General features: G+C 62.7%; 24 protein-coding genes. 10 read left to right on the top strand and 14 right to left on the bottom strand.

Annotation, left to right across the window (positions count from 1 at the left end):
* The first annotated feature begins 457 nt into the window (after positions 1 to 457).
* Positions 458 to 925: a hypothetical protein gene (locus tag JQ629_RS31835; protein ID WP_212415974.1), complete on the top strand. Its 468-nt coding sequence runs from the start codon at positions 458 to 460 to the stop codon at positions 923 to 925.
* Positions 926 to 1,075: 150 nt separating this feature from the next.
* Positions 1,076 to 3,325, top strand: a complete 2,250-nt coding sequence (locus JQ629_RS31830; protein ID WP_212415973.1) for a PAS domain-containing hybrid sensor histidine kinase/response regulator — start codon at positions 1,076 to 1,078, stop codon at positions 3,323 to 3,325.
* 90 nt (positions 3,326 to 3,415) lie between these two features.
* Here the strand turns inward: JQ629_RS31830 and coaA are convergent, their stop codons facing one another.
* From coaA to hisB, 7 genes are all read right to left on the bottom strand, one after another.
* Entirely contained in the window at positions 3,416 to 4,372 is a 957-nt protein-coding gene (coaA, locus tag JQ629_RS31825) for a type I pantothenate kinase (protein WP_212415972.1), read from the bottom strand.
* A 15-nt stretch (positions 4,373 to 4,387) separates the two neighbouring features.
* On the bottom strand, positions 4,388 to 4,711 hold the full coding sequence (locus JQ629_RS31820) for a phosphoribosyl-ATP diphosphatase (RefSeq protein ID WP_192736143.1): 324 nt from the start codon (positions 4,709 to 4,711) through the stop codon (positions 4,388 to 4,390).
* 80 nt (positions 4,712 to 4,791) lie between these two features.
* Complete coding sequence (hisF, locus tag JQ629_RS31815; protein ID WP_192736142.1) at positions 4,792 to 5,568, bottom strand: imidazole glycerol phosphate synthase subunit HisF; 777 nt, start codon at positions 5,566 to 5,568, stop codon at positions 4,792 to 4,794.
* Positions 5,569 to 5,578: 10 nt separating this feature from the next.
* A complete protein-coding gene (gene hisA, locus JQ629_RS31810) occupies positions 5,579 to 6,328 on the bottom strand; it encodes a 1-(5-phosphoribosyl)-5-[(5-phosphoribosylamino)methylideneamino]imidazole-4-carboxamide isomerase (RefSeq protein ID WP_212415971.1) in 750 nt (249 codons plus the stop codon).
* On the bottom strand, positions 6,316 to 6,966 hold the full coding sequence (hisH, locus tag JQ629_RS31805; RefSeq protein WP_212386243.1) for an imidazole glycerol phosphate synthase subunit HisH: 651 nt from the start codon (positions 6,964 to 6,966) through the stop codon (positions 6,316 to 6,318). The genes hisA and hisH overlap by 13 nt, the downstream gene beginning before the upstream one ends.
* Complete coding sequence (locus JQ629_RS31800; RefSeq protein ID WP_212415970.1) at positions 6,963 to 7,493, bottom strand: DUF2628 domain-containing protein; 531 nt, start codon at positions 7,491 to 7,493, stop codon at positions 6,963 to 6,965. Before JQ629_RS31800 ends, hisH begins: the two co-directional genes overlap by 4 nt.
* A gap of 138 nt (positions 7,494 to 7,631) precedes the next feature.
* Positions 7,632 to 8,225 carry an imidazoleglycerol-phosphate dehydratase HisB gene (hisB, locus tag JQ629_RS31795; protein ID WP_212415969.1) on the bottom strand — a complete coding sequence of 198 codons (594 nt, stop codon included), beginning with the start codon at positions 8,223 to 8,225 and terminating at the stop codon, positions 7,632 to 7,634.
* 179 nt (positions 8,226 to 8,404) lie between these two features.
* Here hisB and hslV point away from each other — a divergent pair, with 179 nt between their 5' ends.
* The 5 genes from hslV (at position 8,405) to JQ629_RS31770 (ending at position 12,741) form a co-directional block, all read left to right on the top strand.
* Positions 8,405 to 8,962, top strand: coding sequence for an ATP-dependent protease subunit HslV (hslV, locus tag JQ629_RS31790; RefSeq protein ID WP_211995304.1), 558 nt, complete (start codon positions 8,405 to 8,407; stop codon positions 8,960 to 8,962).
* 3 nt (positions 8,963 to 8,965) lie between these two features.
* Positions 8,966 to 9,448 carry a GNAT family N-acetyltransferase gene (locus JQ629_RS31785; RefSeq protein WP_502753552.1) on the top strand — a complete coding sequence of 161 codons (483 nt, stop codon included), beginning with the start codon at positions 8,966 to 8,968 and terminating at the stop codon, positions 9,446 to 9,448.
* Positions 9,445 to 10,056: a DUF2585 domain-containing protein gene (locus JQ629_RS31780; RefSeq protein WP_212415967.1), complete on the top strand. Its 612-nt coding sequence runs from the start codon at positions 9,445 to 9,447 to the stop codon at positions 10,054 to 10,056. Before JQ629_RS31785 ends, JQ629_RS31780 begins: the two co-directional genes overlap by 4 nt.
* 107 nt (positions 10,057 to 10,163) lie before the next feature.
* Entirely contained in the window at positions 10,164 to 11,465 is a 1,302-nt protein-coding gene (gene hslU, locus JQ629_RS31775) for an ATP-dependent protease ATPase subunit HslU (RefSeq protein WP_212264145.1), read from the top strand.
* Between the two features lie 151 nt (positions 11,466 to 11,616).
* On the top strand, positions 11,617 to 12,741 hold the full coding sequence (locus JQ629_RS31770) for a hypothetical protein (RefSeq protein WP_212415966.1): 1,125 nt from the start codon (positions 11,617 to 11,619) through the stop codon (positions 12,739 to 12,741).
* Positions 12,742 to 12,745: 4 nt separating this feature from the next.
* Here the strand turns inward: JQ629_RS31770 and JQ629_RS31765 are convergent, their stop codons facing one another.
* Genes JQ629_RS31765 through JQ629_RS31755 form a run of 3 tightly spaced genes read right to left on the bottom strand, consistent with a single transcriptional unit; the run spans position 12,746 to position 15,571 of the window.
* Positions 12,746 to 13,339: a Smr/MutS family protein gene (locus JQ629_RS31765; RefSeq protein ID WP_212415965.1), complete on the bottom strand. Its 594-nt coding sequence runs from the start codon at positions 13,337 to 13,339 to the stop codon at positions 12,746 to 12,748.
* On the bottom strand, positions 13,336 to 14,889 hold the full coding sequence (mltA, locus tag JQ629_RS31760) for a murein transglycosylase A (RefSeq protein WP_502753551.1): 1,554 nt from the start codon (positions 14,887 to 14,889) through the stop codon (positions 13,336 to 13,338). Before mltA ends, JQ629_RS31765 begins: the two co-directional genes overlap by 4 nt.
* Entirely contained in the window at positions 14,867 to 15,571 is a 705-nt protein-coding gene (locus JQ629_RS31755) for a Tim44/TimA family putative adaptor protein (RefSeq protein WP_212415963.1), read from the bottom strand. Before JQ629_RS31755 ends, mltA begins: the two co-directional genes overlap by 23 nt.
* Positions 15,572 to 16,009: 438 nt before the next feature.
* Here JQ629_RS31755 and secB point away from each other — a divergent pair, with 438 nt between their 5' ends.
* Positions 16,010 to 16,498 carry a protein-export chaperone SecB gene (gene secB / locus JQ629_RS31750; RefSeq protein ID WP_212264150.1) on the top strand — a complete coding sequence of 163 codons (489 nt, stop codon included), beginning with the start codon at positions 16,010 to 16,012 and terminating at the stop codon, positions 16,496 to 16,498.
* Between the two features lie 34 nt (positions 16,499 to 16,532).
* Here secB and dnaQ read toward each other — a convergent pair whose 3' ends face one another.
* The 4 genes from dnaQ to JQ629_RS31730 all read right to left on the bottom strand — a co-directional run bounded on the left by dnaQ (position 16,533) and on the right by JQ629_RS31730 (position 19,468).
* On the bottom strand, positions 16,533 to 17,231 hold the full coding sequence (gene dnaQ / locus JQ629_RS31745; RefSeq protein ID WP_212415962.1) for a DNA polymerase III subunit epsilon: 699 nt from the start codon (positions 17,229 to 17,231) through the stop codon (positions 16,533 to 16,535).
* A 93-nt stretch (positions 17,232 to 17,324) separates the two neighbouring features.
* Entirely contained in the window at positions 17,325 to 17,924 is a 600-nt protein-coding gene (coaE, locus tag JQ629_RS31740) for a dephospho-CoA kinase (RefSeq protein ID WP_212415961.1), read from the bottom strand.
* A 22-nt stretch (positions 17,925 to 17,946) separates the two neighbouring features.
* Complete coding sequence (locus tag JQ629_RS31735) at positions 17,947 to 18,555, bottom strand: Maf family protein (RefSeq protein WP_212415960.1); 609 nt, start codon at positions 18,553 to 18,555, stop codon at positions 17,947 to 17,949.
* Between the two features lie 73 nt (positions 18,556 to 18,628).
* Positions 18,629 to 19,468 (bottom strand): pyruvate, water dikinase regulatory protein, encoded by an 840-nt coding sequence (locus tag JQ629_RS31730; protein ID WP_212207596.1) that lies wholly within the window; start codon positions 19,466 to 19,468, stop codon positions 18,629 to 18,631.
* Positions 19,469 to 19,921: 453 nt separating this feature from the next.
* Here JQ629_RS31730 and hemJ point away from each other — a divergent pair, with 453 nt between their 5' ends.
* Both hemJ and rho read left to right on the top strand, forming a co-directional pair.
* Complete coding sequence (hemJ, locus tag JQ629_RS31725; protein WP_212415959.1) at positions 19,922 to 20,368, top strand: protoporphyrinogen oxidase HemJ; 447 nt, start codon at positions 19,922 to 19,924, stop codon at positions 20,366 to 20,368.
* A 257-nt stretch (positions 20,369 to 20,625) separates the two neighbouring features.
* A complete protein-coding gene (gene rho / locus JQ629_RS31720) occupies positions 20,626 to 21,891 on the top strand; it encodes a transcription termination factor Rho (RefSeq protein ID WP_074821153.1) in 1,266 nt (421 codons plus the stop codon).
* Positions 21,892 to 21,911: the final 20 nt, after the last annotated feature.

The raw sequence follows: 21,911 nt of genomic DNA, 5'->3' as shown, positions 1-21,911 counted from the left end.
GAGAGCACGGCATAAGCCGTAAAGCCACTGCGCAGGGAATGTCGGATGTTCTCCGCTGCCCTGTATGCTCGTGTGCATTTTGTTTTGTGCAAACCGCACGCGAGACCGCGGGTGCAGCGCGCATCCGGCATTCCCTGCGCCCTCTTACGAGAGGGCGGGAAGTTTCTGGCAAAGCTCGGGCGCGTCGTGCCGCGAGATCGCGAAGGCATGTTTGCGATGACCCATCCACGTCGTCCCGGCGAACGCCGGGACCCATACGCCGCGGCCCATCAGTGAGAGCGCTGGCGTTAGAGACCTTCTGCAAAATGGGCATCACGCGGTATAGGTCCCGGCGTTCGCCGGGACGACACGTGGAGCGAGCGACGCCGCGGCTCATAAACCCCGTAGTAACGAGTTTTCTTTACACTCTGCCAACCATAAGCCCCCTGTCGCGGGCTTGTGCTGAGTGGGTAGTGTCATGTTGCGTTTCAAGGTTCTGGCCTCGGTGGTTCCGCTGGCCGTCGTCGCCCTGTTCGCCCGCGGCGAGTTCTCGACCGGTCCGCGCCCCTGCATCGAGATTGCGGGCGCTTCGCTCCAGATCGCCGCCCTGTCCTGGCAGGCCGAACGTCACGTCAGTTTCACCAGCGATCCCAGCCGCGCCACCGTCCGCGTCCAGATCTCCGACAACGCGGAAGCGGCGGACTTTACCGTCATCGACGACATCGACAGCACCGAGCGTGGGGCCTGCGAAAGCCATTCGCCACCGCAGCTGGTCGCGATTTCCAGCTCGCCGTCGCCGTCCGAACCCGTCATCTATCTCTCGACGGAGGGACCCGCCGATTACCGCATCTTCGTGCGCTCGAAGAGCTTTTCGGCGCGCGACGCCGCCGCCCTCATCGTCAGCGCCCGCGGCGCACAGCCTCGCGTCGTGGCCGCCTCGCTGTGAGTTAACATTTTATCAACCCTGTTCTTATCGCACCCGCGAAAGGCAGCCCGCCTCAAGCACTTTTCAAGGTCGGCGACGCATCGTCTGGCGGGAAGCACCGGGCGAATCGAGCCGCCTCAATTCGAGCAAACAATCTCAGGGTAACTGACGATGGTGCGGACCTACCGGATCAAACTATACTTCCGCCGCTTTGGCCGCCGGCATCCCTGGGTCAGCTTCACGCTCCGCTCGTTCATCGTGTTTTCCGCCACCTTCGGCGGCGCCTACGGCTTCATTACCGCAAGCCGCTCGGAAATATCCGGCTACAATCCGCACACCTTTGCGATCGGCATCAGCTTCCTGTTCGCCATCGCCTGCGTCGCGCTGGCCGCCCAGAGCGCCCGGTTTCGCTTCCTGCGCAAGAAGATGCACAAGGTCGCTCTGCACAATGAAGCGATGGCGGACCGCAACTGGGAACTGCAGGAGGCCGAGCAGCGCACCCGTCGCCTGTTCGAATCGCAGGGCGACCTGATCATCCTGCGCGACACCGATGGCCGCATCACCTTCGTCAACGATGCCTATTGCGAACTGGCGCAAGCGCCGCGCGAGGCCCTGATCGGCAGCACCGCCACGCTCGAAATTCTGGAACAAGGCGACAGCGTGCTGGAATGGAACGGCACGCGTATCCATGACCAGAAGATCGCGGGTCCCGAGGGCGCGCGATGGATCGCCTGGCGTGAAGCGCTGGTGCGCAACGACGCCGGCGGGCCATCCGAAATGCAGAGCGTCGGCCGCGACGTCACCAACCGCACCGAGAGCGAGCGCGCGCTCGCCGAAGCCCGCGACCAGGCCGATGCCGCCAGCCGCGCCAAGTCGCGCTTCCTCGCCATGGCGAGCCACGAGATCCGCACGCCGCTGAACGGCATCATCGGCATGAGCGGCCTGCTGCTGGATACGCCGCTGACGCCGGAACAGACCACCTACGTCAAGGCGGTGAAGACCTCCGGCGACGCGCTGCTGTCGCTGATCGAGGAGCTGCTGGATTACTCCAAGATCGAGGCCGGCAAGATCGACCTCGAACATCGCGCCTTCGCCCTGCCGGAGCTGATCGAGGGCATCACCGAATTGCTGGCGCCGCGCGCGCAGGCCCGCAAGCTCGAGATCGCCGCCTATATCGACGAGCGCCTGCCCCTGGAAGTGGTCGGCGACGCGGCGCGGCTGCGCCAAGTGCTGCTCAATCTCGCCGGCAACGCGATCAAGTTCACCGCGACCGGCGGCGTCGCTTTGATTGTCGAGCCCGGCATTCGTCCGGGTGAGGTCAGCTTTGTGTTGCGCGACACCGGCATCGGCATCGCGCCCGAGGCGCAGGAGCGCATTTTTCGCGAGTTCGAGCAGGCCGACGACCGCATCGCGCGCAGCTATGGCGGCACTGGGCTCGGCCTCAGCATCAGCGACCGCATCGTCAAGCGGATGGGCGGCCGCATCACGCTGGAGAGCAAGCCCGGTATCGGCTCGACGTTCGAGGTGACGATCCCGCTGCCGGCCTCCGATTCCGGCTCGCCGAAGACGTTTGCCGCACCCGACCTGACCGGCCAGTCGATCATGCTGGTGTCGCCGCAGAGCATCGAGGCCTCATTGACCGGGCGGCGGCTGCAGCGCTGGGGCGGCCAGACCTGCATGGTTTCCGACGCCGACGTCGCCCAGGCGCTGTTGCCGGAGCGGCTCTGGCACGCCATCCTGATCGATCACGCGCTCGGCACCAAAGCCATCGAAGCGTTCGGCGAGGCCGCACGGCTGCACGCCACGCAGCGCATCGTGATGTTCACACCGGCGACGCGGCAGGAGCTGCAACCATCAGCGGCATCGCCCTTCACCGGCTATCTGGTCAAGCCGCTCCGCGCCGCCTCGCTCGCGGCGCGCCTGACCGCCACGCCCGAAATCTCGGCGCCGAGCGTCGTCAGCGATGCCATGACCGGCCTGGATGAGCCTGCCGCTGTGCCGGCGCCGGCGAGCAAGGGGCTTTCGATCCTGGTCGCGGAAGACAATGAGATCAACGCGCTGTTGATGCGCTCCTTGCTGAGTCGGCTGGGGCACCAGGCGGTCATCACCACCAATGGCGAAGAGGCGCTGGAATCCTGGCTGTCGGCCAAATCAGCCGGCGCGGGCTATGACCTCGTGCTGATGGACATCCAGATGCCGCAGCTCAACGGCATCGAAACCACGAAAAGGATGCGCACGCTGGAATCCGGCCTGCCCGGACGCCGGACGCCGATCCTGGCGCTGACCGCCAACACGCTGGTGGAAGATCGCTACGCCTGTTTTGAAGCCGGGATGGATGGTTTCCTGATCAAGCCGCTCGATCGCGAGAAACTGGCGGAGGCGATCGCGGGGCTGGCGGCTTCGCGGCACATCGCGGCTTAGCCGTCATTGCGAGGAGCGAAGCGACGAAGCAATCCATCTATCCCCGCACGGGGAGGTGGATTGCTTCGCTGCGCTCGCAATGACGATAGACTACAGCCGCCGCAGCGCGACGGTCTCGACGACGTGATCGGCGCCCTTCTTGAGGATCAGCGTCGCGCGCGGCCGGGTCGGCAAAATGTTGTCTTCGAGATTGGCAAGGTTGGTACGTTCCCAGATCGCCAGCGCGGTTGCCGTCGCCTCCTCGTCGGAGAGCGGCGCATAACGATGGAAGTAGGACCGCGGATCGGTAAACGCCGTGTCGCGCAGCGCGAGGAAGCGCCGCACATACCATTGGCGCAGCACCGCCTCGTCGGCGTCGATATAAACCGAGAAGTCGAAGAAGTCGGAGACCACGGGAACCGCCTTGCCGTCGCGCGGCAGGCGGCCGGTCTGCAACACGTTGACGCCTTCGACGATCAGGATGTCGGGGCGGTCGACCTCGATCCACTTGTTGGGAACGATGTCGTAGGTCAAATGCGAATAGACCGGCGCGCGAACCGGCCGCCGGCCGGCCTTGATGTCGCTCAGGAACGACAGCAGCATCGGCAGGTCGTAGCTCTCGGGAAAGCCCTTTTTCTGCATCAGGCCCTGCCGCTCGAGCACGGCGTTCGGAAACAGAAAGCCGTCGGTCGTCACCATTTCGACCTTGGGCCGCGGCGACCAGCGCGCCAGCAGCGCCTGCAGCACGCGCGCGGTGGTGGATTTGCCGACCGCCACGGAGCCTGCGACGCCGATGATATAGGGCACCTTGCGGTCGCGGATGCCGAGGAACTGGCGCTGCGCCTGGTAGAGCCGCAGGGTCGCATCGACATAGATCGACAGCAACCGCGACAGCGGCAGGAAGATGTCCTCGACCTCCTGCAGATCGAGGCGGTCGTGCAGCGAACGAAGCCGTTCGAACTCGCCCGGCTCCAGCGTCATCGGCGTGTCGTCGCGCAATCGCGCCCACTGCTCGCGCGTGAAGATCCGGTAGGGGTTGTATTGCTGGTCCGTCGCCCGAATATCCATGGCGTCGCCTCTTGCTCAATCGCGCTTGCGCGCGGCTTTTTCTTCCAGCCCGGACTGGTTGGTACGTTGCCCGAGTGCGGTCTCGACTTCTTCCAGCGTCACGCCGCGCGCTTTGAGCAGCACCAGCAAATGAAACAGCAAATCGGCGCTTTCGGCGATCAGGTGGTCGCGATCGTTCTCGACCGCGGCGATCACGGTCTCGACCGCTTCCTCGCCGAGTTTCTTGGCGCAGTGCTCCGCGCCCTTGTCGAGCAACTTGCGGGTGTAGGACGCTTCTCCCCCCGATGCGGCCCGGGCATCGATGGTGGCGGCCAGATCATGAATCGTGAAACGTGGCATCAACTGAACTCAACACGCGCGCCGGCTGAAGGCCCGCGCTATCCCAAGACTGGACTTAGCACTTTTGTGACGGGGAGTCGTCAGGGATCGAGCCGCATCGGCAGCCCGGCGCGCACCATGTGTTCCTTGGCTTGGCGAATGGTAAATTCGCCGAAGTGGAATATCGAGGCCGCCAGCACCGCGGTGGCGTGGCCCTGGCGGATGCCGTCCACGAGGTGGTCAAGGTTACCGACCCCGCCGGACGCAATTACCGGTACGGGAACACTGTCAGCGATCGCCTGCGTCAACGGCAGGTCGAAGCCTTGCCTTGTGCCGTCCCGGTCCATCGAGGTCAGCAGGATTTCGCCGGCGCCGAGCGAGACCACTTCCTGGGCGTATTCGATGGCGTCGATCCCGGTCGAATTGCGCCCGCCATGGGTGAAAATCTCCCAGCGGTCCGAGCCGCCGGCGCGCTTGACCCGCTTGGCGTCGATCGCGACCACGATGCACTGCTCGCCGAACTTTTCAGCCCCCTGCTTGACGAATTCGCGGTTGGAGACCGCCGCGCTGTTGATCGAGACCTTGTCGGCGCCGGATCGCAGCAGCGTCTTGATGTCCTCGATGGTCCGCACCCCGCCGCCGACCGTCAGCGGCATGAAGCAGGCCTCCGCCGTCCGCCTGACAACGTCGAGCATGGTGCCGCGGTTCTCGTGGGTAGCGGTGATGTCGAGAAAACAAAGCTCGTCGGCGCCGGCGGCGTCATACGCAATCGCCGCTTCGACGGGATCGCCGGCGTCGCGCAGGTCGACGAAGTTGACGCCCTTGACCACGCGGCCGTCCTTGACGTCGAGGCAGGGGATCACGCGGACCTTGAACATCGGGGTCTCCCTAGGCCGCGCTGCGCGCGTTGCGGATGAGCGTCAACGCCGCGGCGGGATCGAGCCGGCCGTCATAGAGCGCACGGCCGGCAATGGCGCCCGCAAGCTTTTTGGCGCGCGGCTCCAGCAGCGCCTTGACGTCCTCGATGGAAGCAAAGCCGCCGGAGGCGATGACGGGGATCGAGATGCTCTCGGCCAGCGCAATGGTGGCGTCGAGGTTGAGGCCCTTGAGCAGGCCGTCACGCGCAATGTCGGTAAATATGATCGCGGCGACGCCGGCATCCTCGAACCGCTGCGCGATTTCGAGCACGGTCACCTGCGAGGTCTCGGCCCAGCCTTCGACGGCGACCTTGCCGTCGCGGGCGTCGAGACCGACCGCGACGCGGCCGGGGAATTTTTTCGCGGCGCTCTTCACCAGTTCGGGATCGCGCACCGCCGCGGTGCCGATGATCACCCGCGCAATGCCCTTGTCGAGCCAGGCCTCGATGGTCTTGAGGTCGCGAATGCCGCCGCCGAGCTGCACCGGCATGCTGACCGCCTTCAGCATCCCTTCGACCGCCAGCGCGTTCATCGGCTTGCCGGCAAAGGCGCCGTCGAGATCGACGACATGCAGATATTCAAAACCCTGATCGGCAAAGGCCCGCGCCTGCGCCGCGGGATCGAGGTTGAACACGGTCGCCCGCGCCATGTCGCCCTGTTCGAGGCGCACGCACTGGCCGTTCTTCAGGTCGACGGCGGGAAAAAGGATCACGGCTTCCATTTCAAAAAGTTCGAGATCAGACCCAGCCCGAAACGCTGGCTCTTTTCCGGGTGGAATTGCGTACCGATCGCGGTGTCCTTGCCGACCATCGCCGTCACCGGCCCGCCGTATTCGGCGCGCAGCAACACATCCGCTTCATGCGAGGCGTTGAGGTGATAGGAGTGCACGAAATAGGCGTGGCGGCCCTTCGGCCCCAGCGGCAGGCGCTCCAGCACCGGATGCTCGCGCACCATGTCGAGCGTGTTCCAGCCCATGTGGGGAATTTTCAGATTCTCCTCGCGCGGCGTGATCTTCTCGACGTCGCCTGCGATCCAGTTGAAGCCGTCGGTGGTGACATGCTCCTTGCCGCGCGTCGCCATCAGCTGCATGCCGACGCAGATGCCGAAGAACGGCCGCGCCTTGGAACGCACGGCTTCCGTCATCGCCTCGAGCATGCCGTCGACGGCATCGAGGCCCCTGCGGCAATCGGCGAAGGCGCCGACACCGGGCAGCACGATGCGATCGGCGCGGAACACCGCTTCGGGATCGCGCGTCACCATGATCTTTGGCGGATTTTCCATGCTCCGCGCGGCGCGCTCGAACGCCTTCGCCGCCGAGTGCAGATTGCCGGAGCCGTAATCGATGATCGCAACGCTCATCGTGATCCTCCCGGCTCGGGAAACAGGCCGATGATGCCGCCTTGCGGCATCGGTGGCGGTTTCGAGAATGGCTGTCCCGGAACGTTGCGGGTCGGCGGCGGCCCGCCGCGCTCAACCGCCCATTGGTCGTTGGTGAGGCCGCGCTGCCTTGCGGTCCAGCGATCGAAGAAGCGCTGCTCGGCGGCCTCCTCATCATCGGCCACCACGATATCGAGCTGCCGCCATTTGCGCCGCGAGAACGTCCAGCGCCGCAGGCTGGCCGCTTCAAAGCCCATCAGAACCGCAACCAGGAAATTGGCGAACAGGATGGTACCACCGCCGGCGCCGAGCGCCCTCAGGCCGAATGCGATCGCAACTGTCAGCGCGATCCAGCCGATCAGCGCCAGCCACAAACGATGCCAGACAAGCCACGGCAGGCTCGCCACCACGGCCCAGTAATGAAAGCCGTCACGGACGAAAATAAACCTGTCGGTCGCCGCCAGACCGGCGCCGCCATTGACCGGGGCATGCACTGTATAGACCGGCATCGTCACTCTCCGCCGCGAACCAGATCGAGCTGATTGGTCAGTCCGATCAGCCTTTTAGTTCAAGCATGGACCGTTTCGGGAAAACCGGTTCCCGCTTTTCGCCAGCGGGGCCCTCCGGGTCCAGATCATGGTCCAAAATCAGCCGCCGAGCTGACCCTTGGTGGATGGCACTTCGCCCGCGGTTTTTGGATCGATGGCAACCGCCGTACGAAGCGCCCGGGCCAAACCCTTGAAGCAGGATTCGGCGATATGATGGCTGTTCTCGCCATATAAGGTTTCGACATGCAAAGTCACGCCGGCGTTGGTCGTGAACGCATTGAACCATTCGCGAACCAGCTCGGTGTCGAACTCGCCGATCTTGTCGCGCGGAAAATCCACCTTGAACACCAGCACCGGCCGGCCCGAAATGTCGATCACGACGCGCGACAGCGTCTCGTCCATCGGCATATGGATCGAGGCATAGCGGGTAATTCCGGCCATGGTGCCGAGCGCCTGTTTCACGGCCTGACCCAGCGCGATGCCGACGTCCTCGGTGGTGTGGTGATGGTCGACATGGAGATCGCCATCCGCCTTGACCATGATGTCGATGCGCGAATGCCGGGCCAGGAGGTCGAGCATGTGGTCGAAGAAGCCGATACCGGTCGAAACCTTGGACACGCCCGTGCCGTCGAGGTTTACCGCCACCTCGATGTCGGTCTCCTTGGTCTTGCGCTTGATGGTCGCTGTGCGCATGAAATGTGCTTTCCTTTGCCTCTTCCCGGCTGAAAACGCGGCCCTTTTAACAGGCCGAAGTCGCCTTCGCCACTGCGGGATCATGCTTAAAAGGCTCAACTTCCCCCTATAGTGACCAAATCCGGCAGATTGTAACGGCGCGCTCGAGCCCCTAAATCTGGTCGGACACGAGGTATTCCATGCAAGCATCCCCCAACGAGCCGTCGGTCTGGCACGGCACCACCATTTTAACGGTCCGCAAGGGCGGCAGAGTGGTGATCGGCGGCGACGGCCAGGTCTCGATCGGCCAGACCGTGATCAAATCCAACGCCAAAAAGGTCCGCAAACTCGGCAAGGGAGACGTCATCGGCGGCTTTGCCGGCGCCACCGCTGATGCTTTCACCCTGTTCGAGCGGCTGGAGAGCAAGCTGGAGCAGTATCCGGGTCAATTGACCCGCGCCGCGGTCGAACTCGCCAAGGACTGGCGCACCGACCGCTATCTGCGCCGCCTGGAAGCGATGATGATCGTCGCCGACAAGGACGTCTCGCTGGTGCTGACCGGCACCGGCGACGTGCTGGAGCCGGAGGCCGGCGTGATGGCGATCGGCTCCGGCGGCAATTATGCGCTGGCCGCCGCCCGTGCGCTGATTGATACCGACAAGGACGCCGAGGCCATCGTTCGCCGCGGGCTGGATATCGCCGCCGATATCTGCGTCTACACCAACCGCAACGTGACCATCGAGGCGCTGGGCGGCTGATTGATGGCGGCCCACGTCTTTCGCCCCATGACCTCAGCGGATCTGCCGCTGATCCGGCAGTGGCTCGCGCATCCCCATGTCCGGGAATGGTGGGGCGATCCGGACGAGCAATATGCGCTGGTCAGCGGCGATCTCGACGAGCCGGCCATGGATCAATTTGTCGTTTCGACAAACGACGCCGATTTCGGCTACATCCAGTGTTATGATCTCACCGCCTGGAATTCCGGCTTCGGCACTCACCCCAAAGGCACCCGTGGCATCGATCTCTTTATTGGTGAACCCGGCATGATCGAACGCGGCCACGGCTCGGCACTGATTCGAGCCTTCGTCGACGCGCGGCTGGCGCACGGCACGCCGCGCATGGTCACCGATCCCGACCCCGCCAACCACCGCGCCGTACGCGCCTATGAGAAGGCCGGATTCGAAAGGGCCCATATGGTCGATACACCCGATGGTCCTGCGCTGCTGATGGTCCGCAACCCATGACCACAGACAGCGCCGCCGCAAGGCCTCCCGTCGCCAACAATGTTACGGCCTGGCACTGGCTGTTGATGGCCGCCGGCATCCTGGTGCTGCAGGCCTCGATCCTCTATGCGATGGGCCGCCTGCCAATCTGCGCCTGCGGCTACGTCAAACTCTGGCACGGCGTGGTCCAGAGCTCGGAAAACTCGCAGCACATCGCCGACTGGTACACGCTGTCGCACATCCTGCACGGCTTCCTGTTTTATGGCGCAGCCCATCTTCTGTTTCCACGTCTCGCATGGCCCGCACGCCTGATACTTGCGATGCTGGTCGAAGGCGCCTGGGAGCTGGCCGAGAATTCGACTTGGATCATCGATCGCTATCGGACCGGCACCATCTCGCTGGACTATTTCGGCGACACCATCGTCAATTCGATTTCCGACAATTTCGCCATGATCGGCGGTTTCCTGTTGGCCAGGAAACTGCCGGTCGCGGCCACTGTGGCGCTGGCGCTGGTGTTCGAAATCGTGTTGGCGCTGCACATTCGCGACAATCTGGCGCTGAACATCATCATGCTGCTCTACCCCTTCGAGGCGATCAAACAATGGCAGGCCGGCCCGCCGATCATCTAGAGCATGATCCGGAAAAGTGGGCACCGGGTTTCCGAAAAGGATCATGCTCAAAATATAGAACTTCCGGCCGCCTTGCCGTGAACGAAATTTCACCCTAGCTAAAGCCAATGACCGACTTTTCCCCCCGTGAAATCGTCTCCGAACTCGACCGCTTCATCGTCGGCCAGTCCGACGCCAAGCGCGCCGTCTCGATTGCGCTGCGCAACCGCTGGCGGCGGCTGCAGCTCACCGGCAATCTGCGCGAGGAGGTGCTGCCGAAGAACATCCTGATGATCGGGCCAACCGGCGTCGGCAAGACCGAGATCGCGCGACGGCTGGCGAAACTGGCTGGCGCCCCCTTCATCAAGGTCGAAGCCACGAAGTTTACCGAGGTCGGTTATGTCGGCCGCGACGTCGAGCAGATCATCCGCGATCTCGTCGAGGTCGCGATCTCCCAGACCCGTGAGCGCAAACGGAAAGACGTGCAGGCCCGCGCCCAGCTCGCGGCCGAGGAGCGCGTGCTCGACGCGCTGGTCGGGCCGGCTTCGAGTCCCGCCACCCGCGATTCCTTCCGCAAGAAGCTGCGCGCCGGCGAACTCAACGACAAGGAAATCGAAATCGAGACGTCGTCATCGGGCGGCATGCCGATGTTCGAAATCCCGGGCATGCCCGGCGCCCAGTTGGGTGCGATTTCGATCGGCGATATCTTCGGCAAGATGGGCGGACGGACCAAGACCCGCCGCCTGACGGTCGAGAGTTCGCACGAGACGCTGGTGAACGAAGAATCCGACAAGCTTTTGGACAGCGATCAGCTGGTGCTGGAAGCGATCAATGCGGTCGAGAACAACGGCATCGTGTTCCTCGACGAGATCGACAAGATCTGCGTGCGCGACGGCCGTACCGGCGGCGACGTCTCGCGCGAAGGCGTGCAGCGCGACCTGCTGCCGCTGATCGAAGGCACCACCGTCTCGACCAAGCACGGCGCGGTCAAAACCGACCATATCCTGTTCATTGCGTCCGGCGCGTTCCACATTGCGAAACCATCGGACCTGTTGCCCGAGTTGCAGGGCCGGTTGCCGATCCGGGTCGAGCTGGAAGCGCTGACACGCGACGACATGCGCCGTATCCTGACCGAGCCGGAGGCGTCGCTGATCAAGCAATATATCGCGCTGATGCAGACCGAAGGCGTCACGCTCGACATCACCGACGGCGCCATCGACGCGCTGGCTGACGTCGCGGTCGCCGTCAACTCCACCGTGGAAAATATCGGCGCGCGGCGCCTGCAGACGGTGATGGAGCGCGTTCTCGACGAGATTTCCTTTGCCGCCCCGGACCGCCACGGCGAGACCATCAAGGTCGATGCCGACTACGTGCAGAAGCATGTCGGCGATCTCGCCAAGAACGCGGATTTGAGCCGGTTTATTTTGTAGTATCAAAGCAAAGATTGTCGTCCCGGCCTTGAGCCGGGACCCATAACCCCGGTCGTCTATTGTTGATAGAAGCCATCAACCCTTGTGCTAGGCAACGACGGCCGCGGCGTATGGGTCCCGGCTCGCGCTTCGCTTGGCCGGGACGACAATAATGAATTTGCGTGTCTGGGAAAACCCCTGGCGCTTGATGCTGGCCGTCAATGTCGCCGTGTTCGTCGGGATGTTCCTGCACAAGATCACGCTGCCGCCCTTCGTTCCCTACATCCATCTCCTCGTCGACTATCATTTCGGCTTCACCAAGCGCGCGCTGATCGGCGCGGTCGTGGCGCTGTTCACGTCAAAGGTGCCGGTGTGGCTGGTGTTCGCGCTGGGCGGTGCGGTGTGGCTCATCACGGCGGGCCTGTTCGTGCGGCTGTTCAAGCGGACGTTCGGCTTCGACGACGCGCATCTGCCCCTGTTCGTGTTCATGGCCGGTTCGCCGTTCTTCCTGAAGAATTTCATGCACACGCTCGGGCATTTCGACATCTACGGATGCCTGTTCGCAATTGTCCTGCTGCTGATTCCGGCGCGCTCGCTGTTCTATGTGGGGCTCGCCACGCTGTTCTCGATGATCCTCGTGCTGATCCACCACATTCACCTCTTGATGTATGTGCCGACCATCGCGGCCATCGTGGTGCTGCGTTTTTATCTGGCGCGGGGTGTGAGCCGCCCAGGCGCGATCGCAGGCTTCGCCGCGCTTGCCGCCACCGGCATCCTCTTCTTCGCCGCACAGTTCTATGGAATGATGGCGGTGTCCGAAGCGGATTTCGTCGCCTATCTAAAGGGCCGGATGGCCGATCCCAGCCGCAGTAACCTGCTGAGCTTTGCCTATATCTGGTACCAGCCGCTATCGACAGAGGTTGCCGACACCTGGCAACGCCTGCCGCACAACCTGCTCGGCTTTCCGATCTTCGCGCTGCTGATCTGGCTGCACACGCCGCTATGGCGATATTTTGCAGACCTGATCGCTGCGCTATCCGTCGAACGACATCGCCACATCGTCAAGGCCGCGATCGTCGTCATCAGCCTCTTCTATCTCGTGATGTTTGCGATGGTGTTCGATTACTCGCGCTGGATTTCGAACTGGGCGGTGTGCCTGTTCCTGATCCTGCATGCGGTGAAGATGCTGCCCGCAGCACGCGAGGCGGCGCTGATATCGACCGATGATCGGAAAACCCAGATCTTCGGCTGGATCGTCACGCTGATCCCGCGCGTTGGCATCGTGCGGCCGTTCTAAATGCTCACCTGACCCTCCGCACCCGCACATACAGCGCGCCCTCGCCGCCGTGGCCGATATGGGCTTCCTCGAATCCGACCACCAGCGAGCGGAATTCCGGCAGGCTGAGCCATTGCGGCACCTGACGGCGCAACACGCCGCGCTCGGCCTCTGAGCCGCCCACTTTGCCCTTGCCGGTGATGACGAGCACGAAGGTGAGGCCATCGCTGTGCGCGCGCTGCAGGAAGGTCAGCAGCACGCGGTGCGCGCGGATCTGCGTCATGCCGTGCAAATCGAGCCGGGCGTCGATCTCTTTCCGGCCACGCGAAAGCTGTGAGCGTTCACGGCGTCCGATCGGCGCCAGTGGCGGCGGCTCCGGCCGTGACGGAGGAATGACGCGCGGCGAAGCCGGCTTCGGTGACACAACGGGGTTGGCGGCAACACTGGCTTCCGCCTCCGGCGCGGCTGCCGGCGGCTTGACGGTGCGGCGCCGCTTGCGCAGCGGCTTGACCTGCTTGGCCACGCTTTCCCACAGCGCACGCTCCTCTTCGCTGAGGCTGCGCTGGCGCCGCGGCGGCATTGGTATTTCGGGGATCGAGCTCGACGTCCGGCGCTTCATTGACGGTGGCGGAAGCGGCGAGTGTGGCGGTGGCGGACCGGTTCGGAAACCGGTTTGACATCGGGGCGGGCGGCCGGCAGCGGCACCGGTTTTACCACGGCAGCCTGCGCGGCGGATGTGGGTGCGGTCACGGCCGGCGTTGCAGCGGGAGTGGCGTTCTTCGGATCCTTCAGTGGATCAACCTGCGGAAACAGCTTTGCGATTCTCTCCGACGGCCGCTCGTCCGGCACCGGCATCTTGCGGCCACGCGCGGAAGGATCGAGGCTCTTCGGCAGCAGCATGACAAACCGCATGGGATGGCGGAAGCGGCCTGCTACCTTGCCGGCGTCAGCCCCGGCGCCGAGATAGAGGTCGGCGCGGGCGGGCCCGACGATCGCCGAGCCGGTATCCTGCGCGATCATCAGCCGCCGAAACGGCGTTTTGGATATATCGGTTTCGATCGGCAACTCGCCCTCGATGAAGAACGGCGTGCCGTAGACATGCAGCGCTTTATCAACCGCGATCGAGCGGCCCGGCGTCAGCGGCACGCCCTGGGCGCCGACGGCTTCGTCCTTGTCGGAGAGGTTTACCTCGCGGAAGAACACGTAGGACCGGTTCTGGCGTCGCAACTCGTTGGCGCCATCGGGGTTCGCCGTCATCCACTCCCGGATCTTCTGCATCGACATCTGATCCCTGGGAATGATGTTGCGTTCGATCAGGATGCGGCCGACCGGGGTATAGGGATAACCATTATGCGCATCGTAATTGATGCGAACGGTCGAACCGTCGTCGAGGCTGACCCGCGCCGAACCCTGGATCTGCGAGAACAGCAGATCGGTCTGGTCCTTCAGAAAGCAGATTTCGAGGCCACGGCCCTCGATCGCACCGTCCTCGATCTCGGCGCGATCGTAATAGGGCACCAGCTTGCGGCGGCCGATCTTGCGAAACACCTTGCCGCCGTTGGGCAAGCCGACCGAACTCTGCGTGACGCCGCGAACGAACAGGTTGGACGGCCTGCGATAGACCGGTACTTTGTAGACCTCGTTCTCCGTCCGCGAGCCGTCGACGATGGGCTCGTAATAGCCGGTGACAAAGCCCTCGGGCTCGCCGAGCCGCGATATCCGCAAGGGCAGAAAATGCTCCTCGAAGAACGCTTTCGCCCTGGCGCCGTCGGTTAGCTCGAGGCCCCTGGCGACCCGGCAGGGATCGCGCAGCGAGGTACCAATCGCTTTCGGTTCGGATGGTGGTTTGGTTTGCGCTGCTATCGGCTTGCAGCTGTCGCGAAAGGTCTTGTAGGCGGCGAGATGATCGTCTTCGCGCCAGCCGGTGATGTCGGACCAGGCGACCGGCGCATATTGGGTGTTGGTGATCTGGAACGGCAAATCCAGCTGCGGATAAGGAAGGTGACGCTCGGGTACCGGATGCGATGGCGGATGTGAATGCGACCGCGTCCGACGCGCGGCAGATGCGTCCAGGGGAGCCAGTGACAACGCGATAGCGATCGCAGCCAGCGCGAGCCTTGCAAGAGACCTTACAAGGCTGTGCGCGCTAGCTGGCGCTTCCGGTGCCAACCAACTTCCAGTTCGGATCGCGGGAACTCGTGTCGCGGGCAAATGTCCAGACATCGGTGATATCGGCGACCTTATCCGGCGTTCCATCGACAATGGCGCCGGTCTTGTCGCGGGTGACCGAGATCATCTGCGACACGAACCGCACCGTCAGCTGTGCCGCCTTGTCGCGGGCTTCCGCACCCACCAGTTCGGCCTTGTCGATCGAAACAAACCGCGTTTCGGTTTTCTGCTCGTGCTTCTCGCGATCCTTGATCACGGAGTCGAAACTCTCATAGACCTCGCTCGACAGCAGATCCTTGAGCGCGCGGCGGTCGCCATTGGCAAACGCCAGCACGATCATCTCGTAGGCGCTGCGGGCACCGGAGAGGAAGTGACGGGGATCGAACGAGGAATCCTGCGCGACAAGCGCGTCGAGCCCTTGCGCCAGCGGCGTGCCCGCTTCCGCAATGCCCTTCCAGCGGTCGGTCGCCGGCGCAACGTCCGCGGTCGGCGCCAACGGCGTCTGATCAATCACGGCACCGGGCATCGGCACGACGTTGTTGTCCTGCGTACGCTGCACGACGGTCGGCGCGGCGCGATCATAGGGCGGCCGTTCGCTCCCAGTGCGCTGTCCGAGGACGCTGCGCAGGCGCAGGAAGATGAAGACGGCCAGCGCCAGGAAGATGATAGTGTAAATATCCACGTCGTATTCGCTTTCTGGTTCTAACGCCGGCAACGGGTCCGGCGGTCGAGGGTTCCCTCATGAGCCCGGGAACGGCAGAGATTACATCTTCAATCGAGACTGCAGCATGTAGGCACGAAACTTTGCCCGGCCAATGGCGCGTTTTGGCGCGGGTGAATTGTAGCGCGTTTTGGCCGCGAGGGGAAATCCGATCATGTCCGGAAATCACGCATATTCAATTATTTAGGATGACCCCAAAGGGCTCGCTGGGAGGCCGGCCGCGCGCTATTAGCCATATCTGTCACAAATGGTGGTTGGCCGGACCCGCCTTCAGTCCGTCGTCCTTGTGGAATAAGGCGGGGCTATGATAGCCACTCGCCCGGCAAAGGCATTTCCGCCCGCCGAGCGAATTCAGACGATAACCCGGGCTCCGCTCGCCAGCGTTTTTAGGAGAGTTTCATGACCAACGGTAACGGCGCGCCCGCAGAGCAGGCCCCTGCCCAGCTCAACGTATTGGCGCAGTATACCAAGGACCTGTCGTTCGAGAATCCGAACGCCCCGGGATCGCTGGCGCCTCAGCAGCAGCAGCCAGCCATCAATATCCAGATCAATGTCGGCGCCAATAATCTCTCCGAAAGCGAGTTCGAGGTGACCCTTTCGATCGAGGGCAAGGCGGAAAACGCCGGCAAGGTCATGTTTTCGTTCGACCTCGCCTATGCGGGCGTGTTCCGCATCGTCAATGTGCCGAAGGAAAACCTGCACCCGCTGGTCATGATCGAATGCCCGCGGCTATTGTTCCCGTTCGCACGCGAGATCATTGCCACCGCGGTGCGTGACGGCGGGTTCCCCCCACTGATGCTCGATCCCGTGGATTTCGTCGGCCTCTACCGCCAGAACATGGAGCGGCAGGCGGCGGCGCAGGCTGCTTCGGGCGCGAAACCCAGCTAACGGACGCTCAGCGGCTAAACGCCGCTGCAGCGTTTCAAGCGGCTCCCAGAAACTCGTTCCAGATCGGCTTGTCGCCCAGCGTGGCGACAAAGGCCCGATGCGCCTCGCGGTCGGCATCGGTGATTCGGGGTGCGAGCGGCGTCTCGCGCTGCCGGCGCGGCATATCGCCGGTCCGCTCCGCTCGCGACTCGCGGGTCTCCGAGGCCAGGATCAGCTGCGACTGCCGTGCTCCGATCAGGTCGATATAGACCTCAGCCAGCAATTCGGAATCGAGCAGCGCGCCGTGCTTGGTGCGGCGGGAGTTGTCGATCGAATAGCGCGAGCAGAGGTCATCGAGCCTGTTGGACACGCCGGGATGCTTGCGGCGCGCCAGCAGCAACGTATCGACCAGCCGATCGCGTGCGATCACCGGCCGTTTGATACGGTCGAGTTCGGCATTGATGAAGCTGATGTCGAACGATGCGTTGTGGATCACAAGCGGCGCATCGGCGATGAATTCCAGGAACTGCTCGACGACTTCCGCGAACAGCGGCTTGGTGGACAGGAACTCGGCGGACAGACCATGCACCGCGAACGCCTCGGCCGGCATTTCGCGTTCGGGATTGATGTAAACGTGAAACGTCTGCCCGGTCGGCATGCGGTTGTAGATCTCGATACAGCCGATCTCGACCAGCCGGTCGCCGCGCAGCGGATCAAGGCCGGTGGTTTCGGTATCGAGAACGATTTCACGCATGGGTTTTCTCTAAGGCGTTTTCGAGCGAAGTGGGTACCGGTTCGCGTAAGGAAAACGCGTCAAACAAAAAGACCGGGCCGGAAAGTCAGCGAATCACGTCCGCCGCTGCGGCATCTTAACAATCTCGGCCAGAATGTCCCTGATACGGGCGCGCACGGGGTCGAGACCGTGCGAGGTATCCACCACGAAATCGGCGCGCTTGCGCTTTTCCGCATCAGGCAGCTGCCGCGCCACAATGGCGTCAAAGCGCGCTTCGTCCATCGTGCCGCGCGCCAGCACGCGTTCGCGCTGCATTTCGGGCGTCGTCGTCACCACCACAACCGCATCCACGCGCTTCTCGCCGCCGGTCTCATACAGCAGCGGGATATCCAACAGCACCACCGGCTTGCCCGCCGCTTCCGCATCCTCGAAGAATTTCTTTCGCGAGGCGCCGAGCATCGGATGGACGATCTGCTCGAGCTGCTTCATGGCATCGGGATCGTGCACCACCTGGACGGAGAGCAGCGCGCGATCGACCTTGCCGTCCACGGTGGTGCCGGGAAACGCCGCTTCGATCGCGGGCGCCGCCTCGCCTTCATAGATTTTGTGAACTTCGGCATCCGCGTCGTACACGGGAACGCCCGCCTCCGCGAATAACTTCGCAGTGGTGGATTTTCCCATTCCGATCGAGCCGGTCAGTCCAAGGATCAGCATTCAGGTCGCCGTTGTTTGAGAGTCAGACGCCGAGCAACCGCTCGCTGCGCAAGAATGCGAGCAGCGGCAGCAGCGGCAGGCCGAGGATGGTAAAATGATCGCCTTCAATGCGCTCGAACAGATGCACCCCGAGCCCTTCCAGCTGATAGGCGCCGACGCTGGTCGTTACCGCCTCTCCCGCCTGGTCCAGATAGGCCTCGACCTCGCCCTTGCTGAGAGATCGCATGATCATGTGTGCAACACTAACATGCGCGGACAATATCTTGCCGTCACGGGCAACAGCAAATGCCGAATGCAATTCGTGGCGCTTGCCGGCGAGCAGGCCCAATTGCTCCGCTGCTGCGGCGCGCCCGGCGGGCTTGCTGAACAGCCGGTCTCCAAGCGCCAGCGTCTGGTCGGCGCCAACGACGTAGCGGCCGGGTTTTTGCTGCGAGACCCACAGCGCCTTTTCCCGCGCCAGCAGTTTTGCGATCTCACCGGGCGCTGTTAGCCCGGAGCCCTTTTGAACGGCACGCTCATCGATATCGGCCGGAACAGCTTCAAAGGCGATGCCGGCGTTGGCCAGCAGCACCTGCCGCGCGCGGCTCTGCGATGCCAGGACTAGCGGGTCTTTTCCAAGCCAGATGCTCATAATCGACGATTGTTGTTTTGACGCGTTTTCTTGACGCGAACCGGGGTCCACTTCGCTGGAAAACGCTCTGGTTTCATTCCGGAAGCCGTTGCCGCTGCCGGTCGGTGAAAAGTTTCAAGATCGCCGCCGCGGTTTCCTCGATCGACCGCCGCGTCACGTCGAGCTGTGCCCAGCCGAACTTGGCGCTGAGCCGCCGCGCATATGCCACTTCATCGGTGACGGATTGGCGATCGATGTAATCGTCGTTGCCGGAATCGGCGCCCATGCTCAGGAGCCGGTTTTGCCGGACCTGAATCAGGCGCTCCGGCGTCGCATGGAGGCTGACCACCAGCGGCTTCTTCAGCGTCTCCAGCTGATGCGGCGCCGGAATGCCAGGCACCAGCGGGACATTCGCGGTGCGGATGCCGCGGTTGGCAAGATAGATCGAGGTCGGCGTCTTTGATGTACGGGACACACCGACCAGTACGATGTCGGCGTCTTCGAGGCCTTCCACATGCTGCCCGTCGTCATGGATCATCGTGTAGTTCAGCGCGTCGATGCGCTTGAAATATTCCGCATTGAGAACGTGCTGGGCGCCGACGCGCCCCGTGGTGGCCGCACCGAGATAGGCTTCGAATAATTGCATCACCGGCCCGATGATCGACAGGCTCGGGATGTTGATGTCCTTGCACTTGGTCTCGAGCCGGCCAACCAGATCCTTTTCCAGCAGCGTGAAAAGCACGATGCCCGGCGCCTCCTCGATCTCATCGAGCACACGGTCGAGCTGCTTCTGGCTGCGCACCAAGGGATAGACATGTTCGACCGCGGTGACGTTGGCGTACTGCGCGGCCACCGCGCGCGCCACGGTGATCAGTGTCTCACCGGTCGAATCGGAGACCAGATGGAGGTGAAAATAATTGCCGGTCGTGGGCACCAAAACCCCTGTGTATCCTGTGAATCCTTGTGGACCTTAGCCCAGAGATTTGGCCCTGGATCGCCCTGCCCGGGATAACCCGGCTTTTTCTACACAGGGCTCCCAAAAGGATAAGTCAGATCCCTGATCCGAACGATAGTGAGAATATGTGGATTTGTCTCTGCATAAGCTGCCGATAAATTGGCGCAAGCGTTTGATGCAAGGGGCGTTATTCGAACGATCGAATTCTCCTGCGGGAATGGTGATGGATGTGAACAAGCCGGGAGAACTGCGGGACAGTTTGTTGTGAGTCCAATTCACCGCTACTTAGACTCAAACCTAAGATTCTAAAAATATTAGTTAGAGAAGCGGTGCATTGAGGATATGTCTCCGTCCCCCGCTGGCGAAAGCTTTTCAGGCAATGCTGAGAGCGTCTGAACGTTCCAAGCGGCGATGAGGACGAGGCGACGCGCGATGTACGAGTGGATCACGATCACGGCCTACCCGTGGATCAAGGCACTGCATGTGATTGCGGTCATCTCCTGGATGGCCGGCATGCTCTATCTGCCGCGGCTGTTCGTCTATCATTGCGAGGCCGAGGTCGGATCGAAGCAATCCGAAACCTTCAAGGTGATGGAACGCCGGCTGCTGAAGGCGATCATCAATCCGGCGATGATGGTCACCTGGCTGGCCGGGCTGTATCTGGCCTGGAGCGGCCATTGGTACGTGTCCGGCTGGTTTCACGCCAAGTTCGCACTGGTGATCGCGCTGTCCGGCGTCCACGGCTTTTTTTCGCGCTGGGTGAAGGATTTCGCTGCCGACAAGAATACGCGAAGCCAGAAATTCTATCGTATTATCAACGAGGTACCTACTATTTTGATGATCGGGATCGTTATTCTGGTCGTGGTCAGGCCGTTCTAGGCGGCCTTTTTGGCCCGAGGAGTACTTCAGGCCTGCTTGCGAAGCGGCGGGCGATTTTCTATATTAGCCAAATCCCACCCCACGCAGGCGGATGTGGTTGTGTTCCGGTCTCCTCGTTGAGCCGGCCACCGCATCAGGTTTGAAGCCTTACCGGCACTTTCCTCGCTTAGACCTGCGGACCTTCCGTTTTTCGTGTCCGCTTTTCGTTCAAAGCCCCTCGCACCCCTCCTCCAGTTATTCTCCACAGGACCACCCCAATGCGGGAAATGAAACTCCAAGACCTCAAAGCAAAAACGCCGGCCGAGCTCGTCTCGTTCGCGGAAGAGAACGGGGTCGAAAATGCCAGCACCATGCGCAAGCAGGAGCTGATGTTCGCCATCCTCAAGCAGCTCGCGATCCAGGAAACCGACATTATCGGCGAGGGTGTCGTTGAGGTTCTCTCCGACGGCTTCGGCTTCCTGCGCTCGCCTGACGCCAATTACCTGCCGGGCCCGGACGATATCTACGTCTCGCCCTCGCAGATCCGCCGCTTCGGCCTTCGTACTGGCGACACCATCGAGGGCCATATCCGCAGCCCGAAAGAAGGCGAACGCTATTTCGCGCTGCTCAAGGTCAACACGCTCAATTTCGAAGACCCGGAAAAGTCCAAGCACAAGGTCAATTTCGACAATCTGACGCCGCTGTTTCCGGATCAGCGCTTCCGCCTCGAACTCGAAGACCCGACGCGAAAAGACCTTTCTGCAAGGGTTATCGACATCGTCGCCCCGATCGGCAAAGGCCAGCGCGCCCTGATCGTGGCGCCGCCGCGCACCGGCAAGACGGTGCTGATGCAGAACATCGCACACTCGATCACCGCCAATCATCCTGAATGCTACCTGATCGTGCTTCTGATCGACGAACGTCCGGAAGAAGTCACGGATATGCAGCGTTCGGTGAAGGGCGAGGTCGTCTCGTCGACCTTCGACGAGCCGGCGGTGCGTCACGTCCAGGTCGCCGAGATGGTGATCGAAAAGGCCAAGCGGCTGGTTGAACACGGCCGCGACGTCGTGATCCTGCTCGACTCGATTACGCGCCTGGGCCGCGCCTACAACACCGTGGTGCCGTCATCCGGCAAGGTGCTGACCGGCGGTGTCGACGCCAATGCGTTGCAGCGGCCGAAGCGCTTCTTCGGTGCCGCCCGTAACATCGAGGAGGGGGGTTCGCTCACCATCATCGCGACCGCGCTGGTCGATACCGGCAGCCGAATGGACGAAGTCATCTTCGAAGAGTTCAAGGGTACCGGTAACTCCGAACTGATCCTGGACCGCAAGGTCTCGGACAAGCGGACCTTCCCGGCGATCGACATCTCGCGCTCCGGCACCCGCAAGGAAGAGCTCATCACCGATCCGCAGCTGCTCAAGAAAATGTACGTGCTGCGCCGGATCCTCAATCCGATGGGCACCATGGATGCGATCGACTTCCTGCTCGACAAGCTCCGCAACACCAAGAACAACTCGGAATTCTTCGATTCCATGAACACCTGATCCGTCAGGCCAGGTTTTAG

It is taken from the genome of Bradyrhizobium sp. AUGA SZCCT0222 (assembly GCF_018130205.1).
Taxonomy (GTDB): Bacteria; Pseudomonadota; Alphaproteobacteria; order Rhizobiales; family Xanthobacteraceae; genus Bradyrhizobium.
Note: the sequence above shows the minus strand (reverse complement) of the source record. Positions and strands in the feature narration are given on the sequence as shown.